The sequence below is a fragment of the Rhizobium sp. 01T437 genome (assembly GCF_056398505.1).
On the sequence record NZ_JBFTPM010000043.1, the window covers coordinates 1 to 20,561 of the forward strand.

At 60.3% G+C, this 20,561-nt stretch carries 22 protein-coding genes and 2 pseudogenes; 23 read left to right on the plus strand and 1 reads right to left on the minus strand.

Annotated elements, in window-relative coordinates; translation table 11 throughout:
- The 7 genes from AC1DM5_RS35525 to AC1DM5_RS35555 all read left to right on the plus strand — a co-directional run.
- Nucleotides 1-300, plus strand: a 300-nt coding sequence (locus AC1DM5_RS35525; protein ID WP_477824031.1) for an NUDIX hydrolase, incomplete at its 5' end; no start/stop codon positions are given.
- Between the two features lie 31 nt (nt 301-331).
- Nucleotides 332-1,216 (plus strand): hypothetical protein, encoded by an 885-nt coding sequence (locus AC1DM5_RS35530; protein ID WP_477976857.1) that lies wholly within the window; start codon nt 332-334, stop codon nt 1,214-1,216.
- Nucleotides 1,217-1,617: 401 nt separating this feature from the next.
- On the plus strand, nt 1,618-2,517 hold the full coding sequence (gene cmoA, locus AC1DM5_RS35535) for a carboxy-S-adenosyl-L-methionine synthase CmoA (RefSeq protein ID WP_477824033.1): 900 nt from the start codon (nt 1,618-1,620) through the stop codon (nt 2,515-2,517).
- A 5-nt stretch (nt 2,518-2,522) separates the two neighbouring features.
- Entirely contained in the window at nt 2,523-3,260 is a 738-nt protein-coding gene (locus AC1DM5_RS35540) for a methyltransferase family protein (RefSeq protein WP_477824034.1), read from the plus strand.
- A gap of 14 nt (nt 3,261-3,274) precedes the next feature.
- On the plus strand, nt 3,275-3,955 hold the full coding sequence (locus AC1DM5_RS35545) for an outer membrane protein (RefSeq protein ID WP_477976859.1): 681 nt from the start codon (nt 3,275-3,277) through the stop codon (nt 3,953-3,955).
- A gap of 186 nt (nt 3,956-4,141) precedes the next feature.
- The gene (locus AC1DM5_RS35550) at nt 4,142-4,801 is read left to right on the plus strand and encodes a response regulator (protein ID WP_477824036.1); all 660 of its coding nucleotides are present in this window, start codon (nt 4,142-4,144) and stop codon (nt 4,799-4,801) included.
- A gap of 29 nt (nt 4,802-4,830) precedes the next feature.
- A complete protein-coding gene (locus tag AC1DM5_RS35555; protein WP_477824037.1) occupies nt 4,831-6,129 on the plus strand; it encodes an ATP-binding protein in 1,299 nt (432 codons plus the stop codon).
- Nucleotides 6,130-6,183: 54 nt separating this feature from the next.
- Here AC1DM5_RS35555 and AC1DM5_RS35560 read toward each other — a convergent pair whose 3' ends face one another.
- Entirely contained in the window at nt 6,184-6,366 is a 183-nt protein-coding gene (locus AC1DM5_RS35560; RefSeq protein ID WP_477824038.1) for a phosphatase PAP2 family protein, read from the minus strand.
- Here AC1DM5_RS35560 and AC1DM5_RS35565 point away from each other — a divergent pair.
- The 16 genes and pseudogenes from AC1DM5_RS35565 to AC1DM5_RS35640 form a co-directional block, all read left to right on the plus strand.
- Nucleotides 6,356-6,463: pseudogene (locus AC1DM5_RS35565) on the plus strand (LysR family transcriptional regulator); the annotation flags it as partial. The gene AC1DM5_RS35560 and the pseudogene AC1DM5_RS35565 sit on opposite strands and share 11 nt — an antisense overlap.
- 375 nt (nt 6,464-6,838) lie before the next feature.
- A complete protein-coding gene (locus AC1DM5_RS35570; protein ID WP_477824039.1) occupies nt 6,839-7,744 on the plus strand; it encodes a ribokinase in 906 nt (301 codons plus the stop codon).
- Nucleotides 7,745-8,183: 439 nt separating this feature from the next.
- Nucleotides 8,184-8,957, plus strand: coding sequence for a DeoR/GlpR family DNA-binding transcription regulator (locus tag AC1DM5_RS35575; RefSeq protein ID WP_477824040.1), 774 nt, complete (start codon nt 8,184-8,186; stop codon nt 8,955-8,957).
- A gap of 49 nt (nt 8,958-9,006) precedes the next feature.
- Nucleotides 9,007-10,572, plus strand: a complete 1,566-nt coding sequence (locus AC1DM5_RS35580; protein ID WP_477824041.1) for an ABC transporter substrate-binding protein — start codon at nt 9,007-9,009, stop codon at nt 10,570-10,572.
- 58 nt (nt 10,573-10,630) lie between these two features.
- Nucleotides 10,631-11,578 carry an ABC transporter ATP-binding protein gene (locus AC1DM5_RS35585; protein WP_477824042.1) on the plus strand — a complete coding sequence of 316 codons (948 nt, stop codon included), beginning with the start codon at nt 10,631-10,633 and terminating at the stop codon, nt 11,576-11,578.
- Complete coding sequence (locus AC1DM5_RS35590; RefSeq protein ID WP_477824043.1) at nt 11,575-12,594, plus strand: oligopeptide/dipeptide ABC transporter ATP-binding protein; 1,020 nt, start codon at nt 11,575-11,577, stop codon at nt 12,592-12,594. Before AC1DM5_RS35585 ends, AC1DM5_RS35590 begins: the two co-directional genes overlap by 4 nt.
- Nucleotides 12,591-13,508: an ABC transporter permease gene (locus AC1DM5_RS35595; protein ID WP_477824044.1), complete on the plus strand. Its 918-nt coding sequence runs from the start codon at nt 12,591-12,593 to the stop codon at nt 13,506-13,508. Before AC1DM5_RS35590 ends, AC1DM5_RS35595 begins: the two co-directional genes overlap by 4 nt.
- Nucleotide 13,509: 1 nt before the next feature.
- On the plus strand, nt 13,510-14,376 hold the full coding sequence (locus AC1DM5_RS35600) for an ABC transporter permease (RefSeq protein ID WP_477824045.1): 867 nt from the start codon (nt 13,510-13,512) through the stop codon (nt 14,374-14,376).
- A 19-nt stretch (nt 14,377-14,395) separates the two neighbouring features.
- Nucleotides 14,396-15,196: a glycerophosphodiester phosphodiesterase gene (locus tag AC1DM5_RS35605; protein WP_477824046.1), complete on the plus strand. Its 801-nt coding sequence runs from the start codon at nt 14,396-14,398 to the stop codon at nt 15,194-15,196.
- Entirely contained in the window at nt 15,189-16,010 is an 822-nt protein-coding gene (locus tag AC1DM5_RS35610) for an inositol monophosphatase family protein (protein ID WP_477824047.1), read from the plus strand. The genes AC1DM5_RS35605 and AC1DM5_RS35610 overlap by 8 nt, the downstream gene beginning before the upstream one ends.
- A gap of 127 nt (nt 16,011-16,137) precedes the next feature.
- Nucleotides 16,138-16,371 (plus strand): DUF2934 domain-containing protein, encoded by a 234-nt coding sequence (locus AC1DM5_RS35615; RefSeq protein WP_477824048.1) that lies wholly within the window; start codon nt 16,138-16,140, stop codon nt 16,369-16,371.
- Between the two features lie 207 nt (nt 16,372-16,578).
- Nucleotides 16,579-18,156, plus strand: coding sequence for an MFS transporter (locus AC1DM5_RS35620; protein WP_477824049.1), 1,578 nt, complete (start codon nt 16,579-16,581; stop codon nt 18,154-18,156).
- Between the two features lie 224 nt (nt 18,157-18,380).
- On the plus strand, nt 18,381-19,385 hold the full coding sequence (locus AC1DM5_RS35625; protein WP_477824058.1) for an HlyD family secretion protein: 1,005 nt from the start codon (nt 18,381-18,383) through the stop codon (nt 19,383-19,385).
- A 105-nt stretch (nt 19,386-19,490) separates the two neighbouring features.
- Nucleotides 19,491-19,583: pseudogene (locus AC1DM5_RS35630) on the plus strand (alpha-ketoglutarate-dependent dioxygenase AlkB); the annotation flags it as partial.
- A gap of 170 nt (nt 19,584-19,753) precedes the next feature.
- Entirely contained in the window at nt 19,754-19,963 is a 210-nt protein-coding gene (locus AC1DM5_RS35635; protein WP_477824050.1) for a hypothetical protein, read from the plus strand.
- 15 nt (nt 19,964-19,978) lie between these two features.
- On the plus strand, nt 19,979-20,455 hold the full coding sequence (locus AC1DM5_RS35640; RefSeq protein WP_477824051.1) for an NUDIX hydrolase: 477 nt from the start codon (nt 19,979-19,981) through the stop codon (nt 20,453-20,455).
- Nucleotides 20,456-20,561 lie beyond the last annotated feature (106 nt).

The window sequence follows — 20,561 nt, forward strand, 5'->3', positions numbered from 1 at the left end:
GGCATCCCAAAAGGGCATCTCGATCCGGGCGAGACCAGCTCTGTCGCTGCTTTGCGGGAAGCGTTCGAAGAGGCTGGCGTCGCCGGAGAGGTCGATCCGGAAGTCTTCGGGTCATTTTCCTATCAGAAGGACAGCACGCCTCATCGTTATCATGTCGCTGTCCATCTTCTCGAAGTGTCGGGGATCGCGACGGACTTCCCGGAAAAGACGATCCGAAAACAGAAATGGTTTCCGATAGAGGTTGCGATCCGCGACGTTTCGCAATCGGGATTGCGTGCACTCTTGAAACGCCTGCGTTGAACTGCCGGGTCTCGAGAAGCGTTATCGCGAGATGCAAGACGAAATATCGGTAACCTCGGGTAATGCGAACGAGCCGGACGATGCTCACCCCGGCGCGAACGTCACCTTTCCTTTCGACCGGATGACTGTCGAACAGTTTCGTCGCAGGTTCCCCCGCGCACGGTGGAGCGATATTCGCAAGGCATGGTTCATTCCCGGTCGGACTGCGTCCCGTCGGTTCGGAAAGTGGCTGGCCGAACGGGAGGCGGAAGCCGACGCTCATGCCGATGCGAAGGGGAGGGACGCCTTCGATTTCGATCCGATCGACAGCAGCTATTTGGAGCTTGGCAAGGCGGGATTCAAGATCAAGACACCGTACTCGAAGACGGTGGTCGACACGCTACGTGAGGTTCCGTTCTCGCGGTGGGACGGTGACCTGAAGATCTGGCATGTTCCCTACCGATCCTTCGAGGAACTGCGCCAGCGCTGGCCACAGATCGAAGCGGCAGCTCGCCGCAATGAGCCGGAGGAACGGCGACGTCGTGCCGCAGAACGAAAGGGTAGCGAAGCGGAAATGAAGTCGAAGCTCCGCTCGATGGAACGGAAGCGTCGACGCTATCCTCTTGTGAGCGGCGACCTGCCGCCTATCGGCCGCGTTGTTGCCATCTCCTACGGTCTCGTCGTGTTCACCGACATTACCGGCGAACTCGTCGAGCCCGCGGCGGTTGCGGAATTCTATCCGGGTGTCACCGACGATCATGTGTGGGGATTGTGGCGGAAGCCCAGTTTGGACGAACTCGTACGCACTTGGCCATCGAAGACGGTGCGGCCGGAACGCGCGGGGTGGTGGACACCGACGATCGATGAGCTTCGGCCTGCAAGAAGGGCGGCGCGGTCGAGAGAGGTGAAAGCAGTCGGCAGCCAGCACGGCAGCTAGTCGTGCAGCCAGCTTATAGCCGATGTTGCCAGATGACCGTTTCCCGATCGTGGGGCCGGGCCGCGATATCTTTAGAAAGTAGCACGCCTCGCTAGGGGAACGCACGCACGATGAGGTGGCGATCACGAGGTTTCCTCCCGAACCCGTCCGCGCGCAAAATTTTCGAGGAGTTGGAGCGGCGCGGCATGCAAGTAAACTGATCGCAGTCCACCAAATCGCCGCACGACGCGTAAATCGTTGTTATCCCATCGGACAGGAATAGCCGGGCTCCGGTTTGAATTGCCTTCAAGAGCAGCACCTGTCTGCTAGGAGGCTGTCCGGATGGGGGCAAGGGAGCGCCCTTGGCAGTATCCAGCAGTTGGCCATTCGCCCATGACATGATAGCCGGCGCATAAGCTGGTGTGCTCACCGACAGCCTTCCGAGCACTAACGCTGCCGCGCTTTCAGCCTATTGTCAGGATTCGATGTTAAAGTTTTGTGACGCATTATGGGCGGGGGAAAGACGCGCCCAATTTCCAATCATCGACCTTGGAGCGGATATGACCGAACAGTCTAACCGTCTAATATTGCATACCAATTCGCGAGACGAAGTTTTCGCCGAAGAACAGAATTCCGTTGCCGACTTTTCATTCAACTCGACCGTCGCGAATGTTTTCGACGATATGGTCAGTAGATCGGTACCTTTTTATGGCGAAATGCAGCGGATGGTTTGCGAGCTCGCCAGGGATTTCGCACAGCCTCAGTCGAAACTCTATGACATCGGCTGCTCCACGGCCACGACCCTTCTGGCGCTGGACCGTGAAGTCGACAATCACATCGATTTCGTCGGGATCGACAATGCTCCGGAGATGCTGAAGAAAGCTGCCGAAAAGATCGCGGAGTCAGGAACCAACCGCTCAATCGATCTTCACACGGTCGACCTTCATGGCGGCTTCTCGATTGAGAAGGCAAGCGTCGTAACGATGGTGCTGACGCTGCAGTTTGTTCGTCCACTCTACCGCGAGCGGGTCATGCGGACAATTTACGACGGGCTCAACGACCAGGGGTGTCTGCTCCTGGTTGAAAAGCTGACCAGTGAAGACACGACATTCAACCGCCTGTTTATTGATCACTATTACGATTTCAAGCGACGGAACGGTTACTCCACCATCGAGATCTCGAAGAAGCGGGAGGCGCTGGAAAACGTCCTTATTCCTTACCGCTTGGAGGAAAACATCCAGCTCCTTCGTGAGGTCGGCTTCAAGAGCACAGAGGTCTTCTTCCGCTGGTACAATTTCTGCGGGATCGTCGCAATCAAGTGAGCATCATGAAAAACATCATGCTGAGGATTGGCACGTTCCTCTTCAAATATCGCAATCAGGCTTTCCCGCTGATCATCTTAGCGCTCTTTATCGCCGCGCCGCCGTCGACCGCGCCATGGGGAAATCCTGCGCTTGAACAGGCGAAGGACGCGCTCGCCCTGCTCGTCGTGGCGAGTGGGCTGATCTTGCGGGCAAGCGTTATTGGCTATGCCTACATCAGGCGGGGCGGCTTGAACAAACGTGTTTACGCCGATGAGCTTGTCACCGAGGGCATGTTCGGCGTCTGCAGAAATCCGCTCTACGTGGGCAACATGCTGATCTACGTCGGACTGTTCGTCTTCCACGGCAATCCGGTCGTGATCGCAGTCGGATGCACTCTCTTTGCCTTTTTCTACCAGTGCATTGTCTACGCCGAAGAGGCTTTCCTCCATGATAAGTTCGGCGCCGCCTACAAAGCCTACTGCCGAGATGTCCCGCGATGGACATTTAAGCGCGGCGCATTTGACGAATCGACGAGGGGGATGGCGTTCAACCTGAAACGGGTCGTGGCGAAGGACTATTCCACGGTGTCGTCAACCTTTATCGCACTGTTGGCAACCGAGTTTTACAGGGTCGCAGTCGGCTCGATTACGGAACAGGAACAAGCCCGTGCAATCGTGCTGGTATTGCTGCTTGCGGCCGTTCTCGCCCTCACAGGCTTAGTCAGCGCTTTCAAAAAGCGTGGCATATTTAAAGAAGTCTAATCCGAAAGTATCCAATGAGACTTGCATTGCGTCTTTCCGCCGTGCTTCTGGCAGGCATTGCGTTTTCCGCACTTGCATCGAGGGCTGGCACGGCTTCGGCTGAAGATCTGGAATTTTCCATCTATGGCGGCTACCAGACGGCGCCGCATAGCCATGTCGATGTTTCCGACGGCACCTCCTTCAGCGCCGGCTGGGAAGGCAAGTCGTTCGGCAGCCCGCCCTATTACGGCGGCCGCGTCACCTGGTGGCTCGGCGACTTCAATCTGCCGAACTGGGGCGTGTCGCTCGATTATACCCATGACAAGGTCTATGCCGACGACGAGACGATGGCGCGCTCGCCGGGCTGGACGCATTTCGAATTCACCGACGGCCTGAACCTGCTGACGGTCAACGGCCTCTACCGCTTCAAGGACCCGGCTCGCCGCTGGACCCCTTACCTCGGCGCCGGTGTCGGGGTAAACATTCCGCATGTCGAAGTCACCCGTCCCCAGGGCACGACCTTCGACTATGAATTCGGCGGCGTGACCTTCCAGGCGCAGGCTGGCGTCGACTTCCGCGTCACCGACAACTGGTCGACCTTCGTGGAATACAAGGGCACCTATTCGCGCGTCGACGTTCCGATCGACAGCGGCGACCGCCTGAAGACGAACATCGTCACCAACGCGGTCAACGTCGGTATTTCCTATCACTGGTAATACAGGAGGAAGCGACCAGCGCTGACCTCCAGACGCTGGTCGCTTGTCCGCCCAACCATCTAGAATCAAGGGGACGGACGGGTTCTCGATAGCCACAACGAGGCCCGAGACTGCTACTTTGGCACTGGTCTGGTATGACTCCACCATCGAGCGCTCTCCAAGGCGTAAGGCTGGAAGGAATAGATCGTGCGCATTCTCTTGATCGAGGACGACGACATCATCGGCGATGCGGTTCGGGACCATACGAACACGGCGGGTTATGCGACGGACTGGGTCCGTACGATCGTCGATGCAGAAGCGGCGAGCAAGTCCATCGACTACGGCCTGGTCCTCCTTGACCTGCAGCTTCCCGATGGCGACGGCCTGGTCTTCCTTGAATATTTTCGGGCAAGAGGAGGTGACGCTCCGGTCATCGTCCTGACCGCTCGAGATCAGATATCCGACCGCATCGCCGGGCTTAACGCCGGCGCGGACGATTATCTGATCAAGCCCTTCAATCTCGACGAACTCGAAGCTCGGATCCTTGCCGTCCGTCGTCGTTACGAAGGACGTCGGCAAAACACCATTCAGATAGCAGATATCGTGATCGAGCGATCCACGCACTCTATCAGCGTGGGCGGACAGGACGTTCAGTTGACACCGCGCGAATGGGCATTGCTCGATCTCCTCGTCGAGCGACCGGGAAAGCTCGTTGCACTGAAACGGATCGAGGATGCCCTCTATGCTTTTGGCGAGGAGGTCGAGAGCAATACGGTGCAGGTGTATATTAGCAGGCTTCGCAAGAAAATCGGGATGGAGAAGATCAGGACAGCCCGCGGCATCGGCTATATGCTGTCAGTCGAATGACGAGGAACCGCAGCATCATCCGACCCCTCATGACCGCGCTCACGGGCGCGCTGGTCGCGTTCTGGCTTGGTGCGATCGGGCTTGGCATCTTCGTGATGCGGAGTGAGTTCGACGAGATCTTCGACAACGCGCTTGAGGAAACCACCGAACGGCTGCTGGCGATCGTGGAGGAGGGGCACCTGCCGAATGTTCAGGGCGGTGAGCAGCCCGAGCGGGCGCCGCCCACGCCGTCCAAACATGAATATCTCGTCTACCAGGTTCGCACCGCCGACGGAGTGGTTGTCTTCCGTTCGAAAGACGCCCCCGTCGAGCCATTCGACGCCCCACTCGCTATCGGCTTTCATGATTCCGAAAAATATCGCTTTTACACCGCGATGAGCTCGGACGGCGCTCTCTTCCTTCAGACGGCCGACCGGTTGAGCCACCGACGTGAGGCCGTGCGTGAAAGCGCGGTCACGATGCTTATCCCGCTTGCCATTCTGCTGCCTGTCAGCGTCCTGTTGATGATGTGGATTGCGAGACGAGCAGTAGGTCCCATCAACAAGCTGCGCACAGCGATCTCCGAAAAGGACGGTGGCAACCTTTCACCTGTCGAGACGGAGACGATTCCACGAGAATTGAGGCCGATCGCTCAGTCAGTGAATCTGCTGATGCAGCGCGTACAGGCGACCATCGATGCGGAGCGGGAATTCGCCACCAACAGCGCTCATGAGCTTCGGACACCTGTAGCCGGGGCTCTGGCGCAAACACAGAGACTTCTGGCCGAGTTGCGCGACGAAGCATCGAAAGCTCGCGCACGGAACATCGAGACCGCGCTCACCAAGCTTGGGCGCACATCGGAAAAACTTCTACAGCTTGCTCGAGCCGACGCCGGTCTTGGTCAGACGGCCACAGTGACCGATCTCCGCAAGGTGCTTGACTTGATCGTCCGCGACTATCAGCGCAATCCCGCAACGGGCAAGAGGCTTACCTACTCCGCTTCGGCAGATCCCCTGATGCGTGCCGTCGATGTGGACGCCTTCGGGATCGTCGCAAGCAATCTCATCGAGAACGCGATCCTGCACGGAAATCCGGGAGGCACGATCGGCGTTTCGGTCGATGATGATGGCAGCATCAGCATCGCCAATGACGGCCCCGTGCTCTCTGCGGCCGAACTGGGAAGCCTGAAAGTTCGGTTTCGCAGAGGTGCGACCGTTGCCAAGGGCGCAGGCCTGGGACTTGCCATTGCCGATACCATCGTGCGCCAGATGGGTGGAGTGTTGGAGCTCCGCTCGCCAGCGAGCAGCCGTGGAGATGGTTTCGAGGCCCGGATCGTTCTGCCGCGATGAGCTTCAGGTCCGGACAGCCTTGCGTCGCCGCGGCAGGGCATGAGCCGCCCGTCCTTATCTGAAGACGAGTTGTCTGCGGGCGAACTGGTGGGCGAGCAAAAAGGCGAATGCGACGCCAATAGCCCAGCCCGTCATCGTATCGCTTGTCCAATGCGCGCCGATCATCTGCCGGGAGAGGCAGATTGAGACGCCGAGCGCGATCGCGAAAGGCCCGAGCGCCGGGCGTATCGACTTCAAGATCGGCCTCGGTGTTGGCTGGAACTGGGAAGACCCGACCGCCTTGCGTGACGACATCATCGATATTGCTCGATCGCCGGTGCGGCCTGGCAGGTGAGGGGAGTGCAAGGCCGGCCGTTGGTTGCGAGTGTGGCAACCGTGGCGAGCCCGGCTCGAAAGCGGGACACGAGGTCGTGGGGCAGTCGGTCCCGCTTCTGCTGCACGCCGCTGACGCTGAAGCTCCTGCGGCTGCCCTTCCTCATCCCCTCGTGTGACGCGAATTCCCGCTTTCCCGCGCGTGTCCGCGCGTCGCGATGCTGAAAGCTCCGATACGCTTCATTGTCTTGTGGCCGCAATGGCTGCCGGCGATCACTGTCGACGTCGGCAAATGTCTGAGGATTCCTCATTTTTACTTGATGCCCTTCAGCGTTGCCGCTGACGCGGGAAGGCCAAATGCATCGTGGCTTCACAGGTGGCCTGAGAAGGACACGTCATGATCGTCACCTTTGGCTCCATCAATGTCGACTTCGTCTACTCGGTCGCAGAGATGCCCCAGCCGGGTCAGACGTTGATGGCCAAAACGTTTCGTGCCGAAGCCGACGGCAAAGGCGCAAACCAGGCATTGGCGGCGGCTCGTGACGGCGCCGAGGTGGTCATGGTCGGTGCCGTTGGCGATGATGCATTGGCCGAGATCGGCCTGCAGAACCTCGAGGCCGCGACGGATATCCGTCGCGTCACCCGCGTCGCCGAGCCGACCGGCAGTGCGTCGATCCAGATCGACGCGAAGGGTCGCAACATGATCGTGGTGGCGGCTGGCGCCAACCTGATGGCATCGTGCGACGCGGTGGAAGACGATCTCCTGCAGCGCGCGAACATCGTGTTGATGCAGATGGAAAACGACGTGGCCGAGGTGGAAAAGCTCATCCGCCGTGCCGTTGCGTCAAGGGTTATGTCGATCCTCAATCTCGCTCCGGCCTTTCCTCTGGAAGACCAAGTGTTGTCGCTGTGTGACTTGCTCGTCGTAAACGAAGACGAGGCCGAAACGCTGGCCGGCTGGCTGAGCTGCGATGCTTCCGCACAGTCCCTTTCAGCACGGCTTGATACGGGTGTGTTGCGCACGCTCGGCGGTGAGGGCGCAGAAGCATTCGTCAAAGGCAAGTATATTCGGCTTCCCGCCATGCTGATCGATGTGAAGGACACGACCGCCGCGGGCGATTGCTTCGTCGGCGTGCTTGCCTCCGCACTGGATCGTGGCTTGTCGGCCGAGGCCGCGATGGAAAGAGCGTCGATCGCGGCCGGTCCGGCATGCTCACGGGCCGGAAGTCAGCGAAGTATTCCGATCGGCGAAGAAACGGCGAAAATGATCGGTACCTCCGCCGATCACGGCGGATGCATTTAGGAATCGGCTCGCGCAGGCGGGCGCATGCTCGCAACACTGCGTGGCTGCCATAGTAGTCCATCTTCAAAACGATCACGCAACGACATCGTGGTGGTCCTCCTCTCATCATGGCAAAGGCTGGCTTCTAGCCAGTTGCACACAATCGCTGCCTTCCCATTGCCCTGCACTCGGCCTGTTAAGCCAAAAATCTCAAAGTGTTCCACCGCCCCCATCGCGAGGACGGCGGCAGAAATGGTGTCGATCCTTTAGACGAAAAACCACCATAGGCCACAATGAGCGATTTCGATCACCGTAGCTGCCGGTTCTCCTTTGCGAAGCTGAGATGCAGATGAAGGGATCTGATTTGGACCTGAATTCGTCATACGCTTGTCATCTCTTGGCGATAGATATCGCTCATACATGAGCGATATGCGTCACTTTAGTGACAAGGAACAGGCCATTGCTGACCCAAGCGGAAGATCGTCAGGCGAAGATCGTCGAGTTGCTGCGCGAACGTAACTTCCTCGATTTGCGCACTCTGATTGAGCGATTTGACGTCTCTGTCGCCACAATCCGACGCGACCTCGGTGACCTCGAAGGAGCCGGGCTGCTGCGTCGCACCCACGGCGGCGCCGTAAGCATCAATCAGGTCGCGCAGGACAAAACGAACGAGGCCCGTTCCGTCTGGAACCAGCCTGAGAAGGCCGCGATCGCATCCGTCGTCTCGGGAATGATCGTCGATGGCGACACCGTGCTGCTGGATGCCGGAACCACGGCTTTGGAAGTCGCAAAAAAGCTCGTCGGTCGCCGCAGTCTCACGCTTATCTCGAACGGCCTCGACATTATCGCCGAACTGACGCGTGACGAGGGGCAGAGCGTCTACGCGGTCGGCGGCGAATACACCGCCACGAACCATTCCTTCCGTGGGCCGCTGGCGGAGCAGTTCATCCGGCAATTCAACGTCGACAAGCTCATCCTCAATGCGGCATCGATTGATGTCGATCGCGGATTGGTCTGTACCGTCGAGCCGGTAAACGCGAGCATCGCTCGGGCCATGATGGAAGTCTCGCGGCGCGTCATTGTCGTCGCGGACAATTCCAAGTTCACCAAATCCAGCATGTCTGTCGTGGCCAAGATCGAAGACGTCGGCACGATCGTCACCGATCGCGGCGCCATGTCGATCATCGATGCAGCCCCCGAGAAGCTGCGCAAGAAGTTTGTCATCGCGGACTGAGCTCGACCTCCCTTCCATCAACCGCATCTTGCTAAGCAGGAGACATTGGATGCTTACGACCAACCGCAGAAAGTTCATCATCGGTGCAAGCGTCGCGGCGCTGGCATCGACCACCAGCATGAAATTTGCCTTCGCGCAGGGACGGCGCGAACTGAGGATCGGCGTCAACGGAGTGCCTGCCTCACTGGAGCCGGTGAACGCCATCAGCAATGTCGGTCCGCGTATCGTCAACCAGATCTTCGATACGCTGGTTACGCGCGACTGGTTCGGCAACGGCGCAAAGGGCAACGGCATCGCGCTCGTCCCGCAGCTTGCCGAGAGCTGGGAGCGGATCGACGACAAGTCCGTGCGCTTCAAGCTGCGCCAGAACGTCAAATTCCACGATGGCGCGGACATGACCGCCGAGGACGTCGCCTACACGTTCTCGTCGGAGCGCCTGTGGGGCGACGATGCGATCAAGACCGTTCCGAACGGACGCGCTTTCTCGCCGGACTGGGATGAGCCTGTCGTCGAGGACAAGTACACCGTCGTGCTGCGCACCAAGACCCCGTCCTTCCTGATCGAGCGCTTTGTCGCCTCCTGGCTCGGTCGCATCGTCCCGAGGGAATATTACAAGAGCCTCGGCGCCGTCGCCTTCGGCAACAAGCCGATCGGCACCGGCGCCTACAAGTTCGTCGAGTTCGTGGCCAATGACCGCGTCGTGCTCGAGGCAAACGACGCCTATTGGGGCGAAAAGCCGACCGCATCGAAGATCACCTACCAGGTGGTCGCAGAGCCCGCGACCCGCGTCGCCGGCCTGATCAGCGGCGAATACGAAATCATCACAACCTTGACGCCCGACGACATGGCGCTGATCGACGGCTATCAGGACATCGAGACGCGTGGCACGCTGATCGAGAACTTCCATATGTTCACGTTCAATATGAACAAGCCGATCTTCAAGTCGAAGACGCTGCGCCGCGCGCTGGCGCTTGCCATTAATCGCCCGCTGATGGTCGAATCCCTGTGGAAGGGCAGGGCGTCCATTCCTGCCGGCATGAACTTCCCGCATATGGGTAAGACCTTCGATCCCAATCGCCATGCGATGGAATACGATGTCGAGCAAGCCAGGCGTCTCGTCAAGGAAAGCGGCTACGATGGCACCCCGATCACCTACCACACGATGGGCAATTACTACGCCAACGCCATTCCTGCGCTCATGATGATGATCGAGATGTGGAAGGACATCGGCATCACCGTCGAGCCGAAGATCTACGCTCCGGGTGCAAACCCGAAGGACGATGACGTCATGATGCGCAACTGGTCGAACGGCATGTCGCTGACCGATGCCTACACCACGATGGTGTCCGAATTCGGTCCCGGGCGCGGCATCCAGAAGCGCTGGGGCTGGCAAGCGCCTGCTGAATTCAACGAGCTCTGCGTGAAGGTAGCCCAGCTGCCTGATGGCAAGGAACGTTTCGACGCCTTCAACCGTCTGCGCGACATCTTCGAGGAAGAGGCGCCTGCCGTCATTCTCTACCAGCCCTTCGACGTCTACGCCGCACGCAAGGACGTCAACTGGAAGCCGATCAGCTTCGAGATGATGGAATTCCGCAACAACCTCAGCTTCTCGTAACGACAATCCAGTGTATCGGCGGTGCGCATTTGTGCGCGCCGCCCCCCGGAGAATACCCATGTCAACGCTCTTGACCGTTCGCGACCTCGTCGTCGAAGTCCCGGCACGAAACATGAAGATCATCGGCGGGATCAGCTTTTCCCTGGAGGCCGGACAGACGCTCGGCCTGGTTGGCGAGTCGGGCTGCGGCAAGAGCATGACCTGCTATGCGGTCGCCAACATGCTCCCGCGCGGGATTGCCCGTACCAGCGGCAGCATCGAATTCGCGCGCGACCCATCGAAGTCGGGCAAGGCCGCAGATCCGACGATCGCAATGATCTTCCAGGATCCGACCAGTAGCCTCAACCCGGTCCACACGATCGGCTATTATCTGGAATCCGCGCTCTACCGGCATCAGGGCCTGAAGGGCAACGACGCCCGGTTCGAAGCCATGCGCCTCTTGGAACGCGTCGGCATCGACCGCGCCAAAAGCCGGTTGCGCGCCTATCCGCACCAATTTTCCGGCGGTATGAACCAGCGCGTGATGATCGCCCACGCACTTGCGGCCAGGCCGCAACTGTTGATCGCCGACGAGCCGACCACGGCGCTCGACGTGACCATGCAGGCCCAGATTCTGCACCTGCTCGAGGAACTGAAGGCCGAAACCGGCATGGCCCTGATCCTCGTCTCCCACGATCTCGGCGTTATCGCCCGCCTCGCCGACCGGGCGGCGGTGATGTATTGCGGCAAGATCGTCGAGACCGCGCCGGTGGCCGAGCTGCTGCTGCGCCCGTCGCATCCCTATACCCGCGCGCTGATCGACTGCATGCCGGGCATCGATCCAGCCGACCTCGAACCGCCCGTTCCCATTCCCGGTTCCGTTCCGTTGCTCGACAGCCTGCCTCAGGGATGCCATTTCCATCCGCGCTGTTTACGCGCGAGCGACGAATGCGCCGCCCGTTTCCCCGCTCCCACCACGATCGGTCTCGTTCACGAGACCTCCTGTTTCAATCCGGTGGCCGCATGAACACGCCCTTGCTCGGCACCCGCGATCTGACCAAGGCCTATCGGCACAAGACCGGTTTCTTCGCCAGGCCAACAAGCCAATTGGCTGCCAGTTCCATCAGCTTCGAGCTCTCGCCACGCGAACGCATCGGTGTCGTCGGTGAATCGGGCAGCGGAAAATCGACGCTCGGCCGGCTCCTTCTCGGCCTGACCGCGCCGACCCGCGGTGACGTATGGTTCGAAGGTGTCAACCACAAGGACCGTGGGCCAAAAGACTGGACGGCATTCCGCAAACGAACCTCGCTCGTGCAACAGAACCCGTTATCGGCCCTCAATCCGCAGATGAGCATCGGCGAACAGGTCGCCGAGGGACTTCTGGTTCATCGTGTCGCCGGTCGGTCGGAAGCCTATGAGCGCACGGCCGCGATGCTGGAGCGCGTTGGCCTGTCCAGCGCCATGATGAACCGCTTCCCGCACCAGATGTCCGGTGGCCAGCGCCAGCGTGTCGTCATCGCCCGCGCCCTGATCTTGGAACCGAAGCTGGTCGTCTTCGACGAGGCGGTCTCGGCGCTTGACGTCTCTGTTCAAGCCCAGGTCGTGGCCCTGTTGCGATCGCTCTGGCAGGAGCTCGATCTCGCCTATGTCTTCATCACCCACGATCTCCGGATCGTGCGCCATCTCGTCGATCGCATCGCGGTGATGTATCTCGGCCGCATCGTCGAGACCGGCGACATCAGGGCCGTCTACGAACAGCCGCGTCACCCCTATACGCGCGCGCTGCTCGCCTCCGTACCCACACTTGACCCCTCGATCCGCAATATCGAGCCGCCGATCAAGGGCGAGCTCGATGCCGGCAACGTATCGCGCGGCTGCGCTTTCCGCTCGCGCTGTCCCTTTGCCATTGACAGGTGCGCCATCGAGACGCCGCTGCTTCGGGCCTTCGACCGACAGCAGACGGCATGCCACCGGGCCGAGGAATTCGCCCTGCAGATCTCCTCCTCGGCAATCGTGCCGCAGCAGAAGGAAACGGCGCAATGATCGGGTTCATCCTTGCCCGTGCGGTCAGGGCGATCATCGTTCTGATCTTTACCGTCACGCTCGTCTTCATTGTCCTGCGCCTGAGCGGCGATCCGGCCCAGCAGATGCTGTCCGACAATGCCAGCCCAGAGGCGCTGGCTGCGTTCAATGCAAAATGGGCGCTGGATCGATCGATCTTCGAACAATACCTGTTCTATGTCGCCAACATCCTGAGCGGGGATTTCGGGGTCTCCTTTGCCGATGGCCGCGACGTCTTTGCCGTCGTCACCGAGCGGATCCCGAAGACGCTCGCCCTCACGGTGCCGGCCTTCATCCTCAGCCTGCTGATCGGCATCCCGGCGGGCATCCTTGCAGCCGTGCGCCGGGAATCTGCCGTCGACAAGGGCGTCATGGCGGGTGCCGTCCTCGGCTACAGCATTCCCAACTTCCTGCTCGGCCTCGTCTTCATCTTCACCTTCGCGGTCTGGCTGCGAGTGCTGCCAAGTTCCGGCAGCTCGACCTGGAGACATGCGATCTTGCCCGTGGCGACCTGCGCCCTGTTCAATGCCGCAGCCGTCGCCCGCTTCATGCGTTCGACCCTGATCGATGTCCTGGGCCAGCCCTATATCGCCGCGGCGCGCGCCGACGGCGTCCCGAATTGGGAGATCATCCTGCACCATGCCCTGCCGAACGCGGCGATCCCGATGGTGACGACGCTCGGCTTCGTCGCCGGCGGTCTGCTCGGGGGCGCCGTGCTGGTGGAACCCGTCTTTGCCTGGCCTGGCCTCGGCAGCGGCTTCGTCAATGCGACGAGCGCCGGTGACCTGCCGGTCGCACAGGCGATGATCGTGCTGTTTACGGCCTTCATGGTCGTCATCAACCTGACTGTCGACGTTCTCTATGTCGTCCTCAATCCGAAACTCAGGATGCATTGACATGACGATCGTGACCTCGTCCCGCCTGATCCGGGGCTGGCTTTGGGCTCCGTTCCACCGCATGCCGTCCAGCATTGGCCTCTGCTGCCTGTGGATCGGCATCGTCGTCGTCACCGGCATTGCGGCGCGCTGGATATCGCCTTTCGATTATCTTTCGCAGGACCCGCTCGCCCGTTTTGCCCGGCCCTTTGCGTCTGCAAGCCATCTGCTGGGCTCCGACTATCTCGGCCGCGATGTGCTGAGCAACGTGCTGGTCGCCACCCAGACCACCCTGATGATCGCGCTCGTTGGGTCGATCGTCTGCGCGCTGATCGGCACCACGCTTGGCCTGCTGGCCGCCCATTTCGGTGGCTGGATCGATAACGTCATCATGGGCTTTGCCGATTCGATGGCGTCGGTTCCCTTCATCATCATCGCGCTCGGCGTGCTTGCCATGTTCGGTTCCAGCCCGCTGCTGTTCGTCTTCCTCGTCGGCTTTCAGAACTGGGAACGCTACGCGCGGCTGACCCGCGGCCTCGTCATCAGCGCCCGGGAAGAAGGCTATGCAGAAGCGGCCCGCATCGTCGGCGTGCCGTCGCGACGGATCTACCTCCGCCACATGCTGCCCAATATCGCCGGCCCGCTGATCGTACAGTTCACCGTGAACTTTCCAGAAATCATCCTGCTCGAAAGCGGGCTGAGCTTTCTTGGCCTCGGCATCCAGCCACCGGCGACCAGCCTCGGCCTGATGGTCGCAGACGGCCGGAACTATCTGGCGATCGCTTGGTGGATCGCCGCCTTCCCCGGCGCCGTTATCGTCCTCACGACCCTCTCCATCAGCCTGCTCGGCGACTACCTGCGCGATCGTTTCGACGCGCGCCTCCGTTGAATTGAAAAAGGAAAAGACAATGAATCCGCTCAGAATGAACCTCGATACCTTGCGTGTTGGTGGCCACCGTGGCCACAGCGCCGGCGCTCCGGAAAACACGCTCGCCGCGTTTCGCAAGGCTTTCGAACATGGCGGGCCGCTCGCCACCTGCGAAACAGACCTTGGCATGACGAGCGACGGCGAGCTGGTTCTGATCCATGACAAGACCGTCGATCGCACGACCAACGGCCACGGCATCGTTGAGAACATGACCTATTCGCAACTCTCCGGGCTCGATGCCGGAAGCTGGTTCGGCGAGGGTTTCGCCGGCGAACGCGTACCCCTGCTGCGCGACGCGCTGCAGCTCGCCCGCGAACTTGGGATCCTCTATCAGCTCGAACTCAAGATCTACGACCGCAACGACGTGATCATCGCCAAGCTGCGTGCGCTGATCGACGAACTGGGCTGCGCAGACCTGCTGCAATTCTCCTCTTTCGACTTCGTCCAACTGCGGGCCGTGAAGGCCGCGATCCCCGAAGTGCCGACCGTCGGCCTGATGCATTCCCGCTTGATCGATCCGGCAGCGCTTGCCCGGCAGGCCAATCTCAATGCGATGAACATCGAAGTCTATCACTTCGCCAGCGGCGAGGCCCGCCAGCTTCACGACGAGGGCTTTGCCGTCTTCACCTATCTGCCCGGCGGCCACCACGAGAAGATGATGAAATACGGCGTCGATATCGAAGCCCAGATCGTCCAGTGGGTTCGCGAGGGCCAGCTGGACCAGCTGATGGGCGACGACGTCGCTCAGATGGCACGGATCAGGGATCGTGCCCGTGGATGACAGGCATGCTTGCGCCTCGCCGGTACGTCCGATCGAGGTGATTATCGAAGATATCGCAAGGGAGGCCGGGACACTGGCCCTCACTTACTTCCGCTCGCTGGCAGGCTTGCCGGTCGAGAAGAAGGGGCATCTCGACCTCGTGACAGAGGCGGACCGGCAGGTCGAGGCGCTGCTGATCGCCCGGCTCAATCAAGCCTTCCCGGACGATGGCATCTTCGGCGAGGAAGGCGGCGAGATCCCCGGCACGTCGGGCCGTATCTGGGTCATCGATCCGATCGACGGTACCTTCAATTTCGTGCGCGGCGGCCAGAACTGGGCGATCTCGATCGGGCTCTACGAAAGCCGGCGACCCGTCTTCGGGGTGATCCATGCACCCGTCCGCGACCTGACCATAATGGGAGGGATGACGGTTCCGGCGCGGCTCAACGGCCGCCCGATCAAGCCGCTTCCGGCATTCGACATGTCGCGAGCATCGACGGGATTCAGTTTCCATCCCACCGTATCGACTGCCGACCGGCTCGAAGCCATCCGCTTCATCTCCGATGATCTCGGTATCAGCTTCCGGCTTTGCGGGGCTGCAACGATCTCGCTGATCGAGGTCATGCTCGGCGAGACCGACGGCTACCTCTCCATTGGAGATTCAACCTGGGACGTGATGGCAGCGCTTCCAATCCTCGCACGTCTCGGTGTCTCAAGCACCATCGACTGGGATCGAACCGAACTTCCTCAGAAGCTTCGCTTCGCCTGCGGAAGCGAGGAATTCGTCGACAGGCTAAGGCCGCTGCTGCAGACCCTGTCGGTAGCGGCCTCTTAGGCGCCGGTCTGCCGACCGTATGTGAGCCCCGCGTGCAAAGACATATTGAAACGCTGATGTGACCGATCCGAGCAGGAACCGGTATTGATCTTGTCAGTTACACCGAACCGCCACGGAGGAGCACGCTGTGGACAAAGAGCAGCAGCGCGAACGAGCCTATAAGATCTGGGAGGACGAGGGCCGCCCGGAAGGGCTCCAGGAAGATCACTGGCGTCGAGCAGAGGACCAGCACGAGGCCACCGAACAGGAAGCCGCCGATGTCACGGATGCAAACCAGCATGCATCCGATCAGTTCAACGATGGCGACAAGGCTGAATCTCTAACCGACATTAGCCCGCCGTCGACCGTAAGCCCGGACTGACAGAGGAGCCGCCAAAAAACCATGGACGCAGAACTGCTGAAACCCACCAGCGTGTGACGTCTCCCTGCGGGCACATCGCCAGTGCTCGCCGTCATCCTGGCAATTCTTCGCATCTTGTATTAGCATCCAACCTTCGGTTGGCTTGTCCCTAAAATGCCACGCTATCTGGAACCAATTCCGAACGGGACGTCCGACGAGCGGCCGCGAATGGCAGGTTCGCCGTCGACGCCGTACCATTCGCCAGCGGTGCGACTGGCCTACGCGTTCGTGGGTGTGCTTGTTGGCATAACCGGCGGCCTCGGCAATGCCATGGTGTTGGCGAACCTGCCGCAGATTCAAGGCGAACTGGGGCTTACGCCGATCGAAGGCGCGTGGCTCCCTGCCGCCTGGGTGATGGTCAATGTTTCTTCCAACCTGATCCTGTTCAAGTGCCGTCAGCAATTCGGGATACGTCGGTTCGCCGAACTCGGATTGATGGCCTATGTCTTGGCGACCGTTCTTCAGCTTGCCGCCCACAACTACCCGATGACCTTATTTGTTCGCGCAGTGACGGGGTTCGCGTCGGCGCCCATCAGCGCAGTTGCCAATTTCTATATGATGCAAGCGTTCCCAAAAGCCAAGCTTGGCGCGGGCATGTGTATAGCTCTTGGCGTTGGTCAGCTTGCGACGCCGCTTGCGTGGATATTGTCTGTGCCGCTACTCGATATCGGCGAGTGGCATGTGCTTTATGTTTTTGAGCTCGGCCTCGGTCTCTGTTCGCTTGCCGCCGTCGTCGTTTTGAAGTTGCCGCCCGGTATTCGCATAAAGGCTTTCGAGCCTCTGGATGTCTTGAGTTTCCTGCTGATTTCCCCCGCCTTGGCGCTTATTGTCGCCGTGCTTGCGCAAGGTCGTGTTCAATGGTGGCCGGACCAGTCCTGGATGGCGCATGCATTGATAGCTGCTCTTCTTCTTCTTCTGTGCGCATTCTATCTCGAGCATCACAGGGAGCGGCCGCTTGTTCGCACGCGCTGGCTGGGGACATCCGGTACGATACGCTTCACCTTGGGAGCGCTGAGCATCCGGCTGCTTCTCTCCGAGCAGACCTATGCCGCAACGGGATTGATGCGGACTTTGGGAATGGGACCCGATCAATTACAATCGCTTTATTCGGTGATATTCATCGGAACGCTGACAGGCACCATCGTCTCGGCTCTGCTTTTCGGACCCAAGACGGTGCTGCCCCTGATCTCCGCTTCGGTCGTCCTGATCATCATCGGGGGGCTGATGGACCGGCACGCCACGAACCTGACCCGACCCCACGACCTCTATGTCAGCCAGTTCTTTGTTTCCTGCGCTGCAGGAATGTTCATCGGACCGTTGCTTCTCTTCGGCGTAAATCGCGCCCTGGCAGAGGGCGCAGACCATATGGTTACCTTTATCGTGCTATTTTCGATTACCCAGGGGATCGGCGGATTGGCGGGGCCGGCGCTATTTGCGACGTTCCAGCAATATCGCGAGCACGAATACTCGGCGCTCATCACCGCCCATACCCAGCAGACGGATCCGGCTGTCGCATTGCGGCTGGCACTCCAGTCGCAGGTCTACAAACCCGTGGTCACGGATCCTGCGCTTCGAAACGCGCTGGGTGTGGCCGCGCTCTCGCAAATAGCCACCCGCGAGTCGAATGTTCGCGCATACAACGACGTCGTCGTCTTGAACACGATACTGGCGGTCATTTTTCTCGCTTGGACGACGACGCGCACTTTTGTCCTCGCGCGCGTGGCGGCAGGGTCCAGCACGGCCTGAATCGAAGGAGCGCACTCGAGATGAAAGATCGCGAACCAGATGCTTTCGAAGAGCGGCCGTCGGCGGAACCATTGCGCGGCGCCCCGGTGGGCCTGGATCCGTCGCCTGATGGCGGCAAGACGCCAAACGGACCCGGAGGCGCGGAGGGTTCCGCAACGGTGCCGGAAGCAGCCGTCGCTTTTCGGCCGAAGAAGTTGACACCCAAGCCCCTGACGGTTGCCGCGATGCTTGTGGTGGCGGTCGTCGGCGTCGCCCTCATCCTTTTCGCGTGGGGGTTGTGGCCCTTCGCATCGAGCATCGTGACGACCGACAACAGTTTTATTCGCGGCAAGATCACCGTCCTGTCTTCGCAGGTGAGTGGCTATGTGGTCGAGGTGCCGGCACGTGACTTTCAAAGGGTTCGTGCCGGCGATACGCTGGTCAGGATCGATGACAGAACCTACAAGCAGCAACTCGAGCAGGCTCAGGCCCAGCGCGATCAGGCGATCGCAAACCTGGCCAACGTGGAACAAACGACGGCGCAAAACCGCGCGGAGATCGTTGCGCGCAGGGCGGATCTTCTGCAGGCTCAGGCTGAGCTGCAGCGAGCAACGGCAGATACCACTCGCGTCGAAGCACTTGGTCGCCAGGGAGTTACCCCACAAGCGCAGGCCGAGCAATCGCAGGCGACCCTAAGTGCGGCCGAAGCGGGCGTTAAGCGCGCCGACGCCGCCATCGCCATCGCGGAGCAGACGCTGACGTCCACGGAGGTTTCCAAACAGGGACTTCAGGCGGCCTTGCGGATGGCCGACGCGCAGGTCAACGTCGCGAGCATCAACCTGTCGAATACGGTGATCACCGCTCCGAGAGATGGCCAAATCAGCGAGGCTTCGGTGCGTCTCGGGCAATTTGTGACGTCCGGATCGCAGTTGATGTTTCTGGTCCCATCGGACCTCTGGGTGGTTGCGAACTTCAAGGAGACGCAGACGAACGACATTCGCGTCGGCCAGCCCGTCTGGTTCACTGTCGACGCGCTCAATCGGGCGCGACTGACAGGCAAAGTGGAAGAACTGTCGCCCGCAACCGGTTCCGAATTCAGCATATTGCGGCCGGATAACGCGACGGGAAACTTCACAAAAATCGTCCAGAGACTGCCGATTCGCATATCCATCGATCGCGATCAGCCCTTGGCCGAAAGGCTGCGGCCTGGAATGTCGGTCGTCACGCGCGTGGACACGTCGGAGCGGTAGACGCAGGCTCAGACGGCATCTGCCCACTCCACCGGGCAACCAGGTCGAGGCACTCCGCATCATACAGTCTCTGTCGAACTTCTTCCGCTTTCACTTCGCTCGGGTATGCTATCGGGTCCTGCCCGGGATGAATGGGAGCACTCAATTCCGCCGGTCGATCTGCTTCGCTATTCGATCACGTTTCGCGAGACCGGTTGATGCGGACGGCACAATCCGGATTCTAGGCCACCCGTGCACCTTGTGCTGAGAGGCTGGCAGCGGCCACTGTGTTTCTGCCCAGACGCTTTGCCTCGTAGAGGGGACAAGTTCATTCCGAGCTTCGGCATCGGCCGTCCATCATGTGACATTCCAGCAATGGCGATGCCGTCTTGCCGGCCAACCCCGACCCCCTATTTGATGAGATCAGGCTGGTGGAGCAACAAGAAGAGGTTTCGGCTATTTTTTCCGACGAAATGACCGAAATCATCCCTCCGGAAAATGACAGGGAGCAGCCGGATGGTCGTATCTGTCTCTATTGCCGACGTGCCCGTCGATGGATGGACGGCTGTGGCATCCGCGAAGAATGCCTTGAACCATGATTGAGGAGGGGCGGTATGGCCATTCGTAGCGCCGGGCTCCTCCTGTTTCGGCGTCGTTCTGACGAAGTCGAGGTCCTCCTCGTCCACCCCGGGGGTCCTTTCTGGGCGAAGAAGGACGAGGGCGCCTGGTCCATTCCCAAAGGACTGGTCGAGCCCGGGGAGGACGAACTCGCGGCTGCGAAGCGGGAAACCCTCGAGGAGTTGGGGGTCGCGGTCGATGGTGACTTCAATCCGTTGGGCGAATACCGGCAGCCGGGTGGCAAGGTCGTTGTCGCCTGGTACGTGGAAGCCGACCTCACGCTGGACCTGAATGACATTCGAAGCTCGGAGTTCCAGATGGAATGGCCTCCGAGGTCCGGTCGGATCCGGAGGTTTCCGGAAGTCGATCGTGCGGATTGGTTTTCGTTGAAGGACGCAGCTGGAAGGATGCTCAAGGGGCAGCGGCCCATGCTCGATGACCTCCTCGCGCATCTTGCGAAAACCGACGTCTGACAGCGGCGTATCCGCGTGACTGTCGTGGCGACTGCATACCGGATGGAAGCGGAAACCTTAGGCACGTCGGGTGTCCTCCGCCTTCCCGCAATCACCTGGTTGATCG